This window comes from Streptomyces sp. NPDC030838 (assembly GCF_055572035.1).
Map to the genome: position 1 here is coordinate 331919 of NZ_JBVIED010000009.1, position 2994 is coordinate 334912.

The following is a 2994-nucleotide window of genomic DNA, read 5'->3' on the forward strand; positions in this document are numbered from 1 at the left end:
TGGGTTGTCTCCTCCGTTTTTTGTGGTTGGTCCTTCTTCTATTACCCCACCTCCTCCCCTCCCCCCCCCCCCCCCCAGCACCGACCCCCGGGCCCCTGACCCGCTACTGGCCGCAAACCGACACGCGACGCAGGGACCCCCCTTCCGTCGACCGCGGTGACGCGTGGTGGGCGGACACGAGGACCGGCTCCGGCACGGGACCGGTCCTCACGTGCATGAGCCCGCGCCCCGCACGTGCCCCGGTGGGGCGCTGCCGCTTCTCCCCTCCGGCCACTGGGTGCCCACCAGCTGAACTCGGCGGCGCCCGGGGCGGATCGAACTGCGCTGCCTCTCGTCGGCGGGCCAGGTGCTGATGTGTTCATCGGGCGCCGGGCGGTATTGATTGTGGCGACACCCGGAAAGGTGACATGACATAGGACAGGCCGCCACCATTCGAGCCAATGACCAGGCCCGGGGGCTTCTTGTCCGCGCCGACGAGGAAGCCGCCGGCACCGCCCGGAAGCGCACCCTGGAGCAGTTGCGCGAGCAGCAGGCCAGCCCCCAAGCAGGTCACGCCCGCGCCGTGGCCCTGTGCAAGGCTCCCACCGGAGGCCTGGAGAGCGAGGTTGACCGGCTCGCCGCCCGCACGCCGCGCTCGTCCGTCATCGTCGCCTGGCCCGACCGGCAGCTGGTCGCCCGGCTGGAGGAGTTCAGCGCAGGCCGCTGACCCGGCACCCAGACACGAGAACGGGGGAGTCCTGCCCAGGCCACCGGTTCCGAGGCCACCGGCCGGGCGGACTCCCCTCACGACGCCGTTCGGAAAGGGACGTCTGCGATGAACTCGACGCCCGGACGCATTGCCCGGCAGCGTCTCGTCTGCCGCCTCGTGATCAGTACGCGGTGGTCCGTGGACAGCCAGCCGCTTCTGATCGGCCAGTCAGTCGGAGAGGGGGCTGGTTCCATCCGAAGTGATCGGGCAGTCGCAGCGGACCTTCCCGGCCGGCACTCTGCCCAGCACGTTGAGAGCGTGGACGTGGCCCTCGAAGAACGCCTCTGCCCCGCCAGGCGAAGACGCGGTGGATGGCCTTGCCCGAGTACGAAAGTCGGAAGGCGAACAGGTAGCAGGTCACCAGCTCGTCGGCCAGCTTGACCGTGATGTCCCCGAAGTCGACCTCTGGCCTCAGCGCCGACACTCAGCGACATACGTTGCCGACCCTCACCTACACGGCCAGCGCCGGGTGTCAAGCCCCGAACTCGAGGGACATGACGCCGTTCGTTTTCCGGGGCGCAATGAAAGACACGGGCTGAGATCCGGCGGGCGTCCGAAGACGGCGACCCGTCGCGTCCATCGGCGTTTCGCAAAGTGAGGAGAACAGCCATGATCCATGCCACCTGGCCCCGGCGGTTGGTGTTGCTTGCCGCCGTCGGCGCTCTCGCGGCAGGGGGCACGCTGGTGCCCTCCAGCGCCTCTGCCGCAGACTGTGATCAGTTCCCGGGTGGGATCTGTCCACTGTTCTCGGATCCCCGGAAACCGCCTGAATTCGGTGACCTGTGGTGGAACATCAAAAGCGCGCGGACTGACAATCTGGTCGCGGAGGAGAACGCCGGTGGCTTCAGGGTCCGGCCGCGCAGCGACCGGGAAACCCAGCTCTTCCGCTTCTTGAAGAGCCGCGACGCCGACGGCTTCAGCGGCCCCGTGTACCAGATTCAGGTCCGCCCCAAGACGCCACCGCCCGTACCCGGCACGCCAATGTGCCTGGAGGCAGGGCAGAGGAACGGAGATGGAGTTCACACGAATCCGTGTGAAGAGACGGGCAGCCAGTTCTGGGAGATCGAACCTCACCCGAGAGGCTTCTTCAGAATCCGGCAGGGAACAGGTGCGATGCGCTGCCTTGACATACGCAACCCGACGGCGATGACTCCGCCCCCGGCAGAGGCCCGCCTTCAGGAATGGACCTGTCATGTCATGGACAATCAGGCTTGGGTGTTCGTGCTTCCGCTCTCCCAGCCGACAGAGGGGACCCCGCCCGCCCAGAAGCCCGGGCCCCGCGACGACATCGACTACGGGGTCTGGGTCAACCCCAACCCCTGACCCACATTCTCAGGACCCTGACCGGCCGCAACCCAGCGCGGGCCGGCCAGGACGCCGTCGTGGAGGCGGCATACGGGATGTACCGACCGCGGAGATCATCGACCGGGCGCTGCCTACAGGACGAGCGGCCCACGCCTGTGCAACTGCTTCGTCTTCTCGTACTGCGTGCAGACGCCGCCAGGCGACAAATAGACCGCGACGTCCGCGATTGCCGCGGCCACCGCAGTCCACCTCACCGCGGAGGAACAGGAGTCGGTGCACGACGACCTCGAGCGCCTCACGCAGCCGAACACTTCCTTGCCTTCGTCGGTATAGCCGCAGCACTCATCGGCTACCGCCGATTGGCGGCCCTGGTCACGGCCTGAGCCGGTTCTGCTGCACGTCGAAACAGACGAGTCCCATGGACTCCGCCACGGCTGCCGCGTAGGCCGATGCCTCCTCGGCCATGCTCCACCGCACGGGGAAGTAGATCAGCGGGCCACTGGCCTCGCCGATCAGCGGGCCGGTCGACCAGGGCGAGGCGTCCTCATCGTCCTCGGTGAGGTCGCACCACCGCTCAAGCAGCGCGGCCACGTAAGCCGCAATGCGTTCGGATGGGGGCTCTTGCACCTGGCCGTCGATGTAGCGGTCGTACAAGTCGTTGAAGACCCGGCCGGCGGTCTTGTCATCCGCCGGCCTCTCGCCTTCCCGGACAGCCAGGTCGTAACTCAATGCCCCGGAGGCTCTCACATCGCACTGACACCCACCTGGCCGGTCAATAGCATGGACCTCAGCCAAAGGAAAACGACTCTAAGAGGGCGGTTCGTGAGCTGATGCCCCTTTCTGGATGGGGCTGGGACAGGGCCGCTGGTCACCGTGTTCGTCGACTACTGCTTCCTGGCGAAGCTGCCGGTGTCAGCCTCGATGAGGATGCCGAGTTTGAC

Annotated in this window: 3 protein-coding genes; 2 read left to right on the forward strand and 1 reads right to left on the reverse strand. The window is 67.3% G+C overall.

What is annotated here, in order from left to right:
• The first annotated feature begins 517 nt into the window (after positions 1-517).
• Together ACZ42A_RS24255 and ACZ42A_RS24260 are read left to right on the forward strand one after the other, a co-directional pair.
• Positions 518-706, forward strand: a complete 189-nt coding sequence (locus tag ACZ42A_RS24255) for a hypothetical protein (RefSeq protein ID WP_468529330.1) — start codon at positions 518-520, stop codon at positions 704-706.
• A gap of 651 nt (positions 707-1357) precedes the next feature.
• Complete coding sequence (locus ACZ42A_RS24260) at positions 1358-2071, forward strand: RICIN domain-containing protein (protein ID WP_468529331.1); 714 nt, start codon at positions 1358-1360, stop codon at positions 2069-2071.
• 354 nt (positions 2072-2425) lie between these two features.
• Here ACZ42A_RS24260 and ACZ42A_RS24265 read toward each other — a convergent pair whose 3' ends face one another.
• Entirely contained in the window at positions 2426-2782 is a 357-nt protein-coding gene (locus ACZ42A_RS24265) for a hypothetical protein (protein WP_468529332.1), read from the reverse strand.
• Positions 2783-2994: the final 212 nt, after the last annotated feature.

Bases quoted from the DNA above. Each gene is read 5' to 3' on its own strand.
- ACZ42A_RS24260 (WP_468529331.1), top strand. From the start codon at position 1,358: ATGATCCATGCCACCTGGCCCCGGCGGTTGGTGTTGCTTGCCGCCGTC.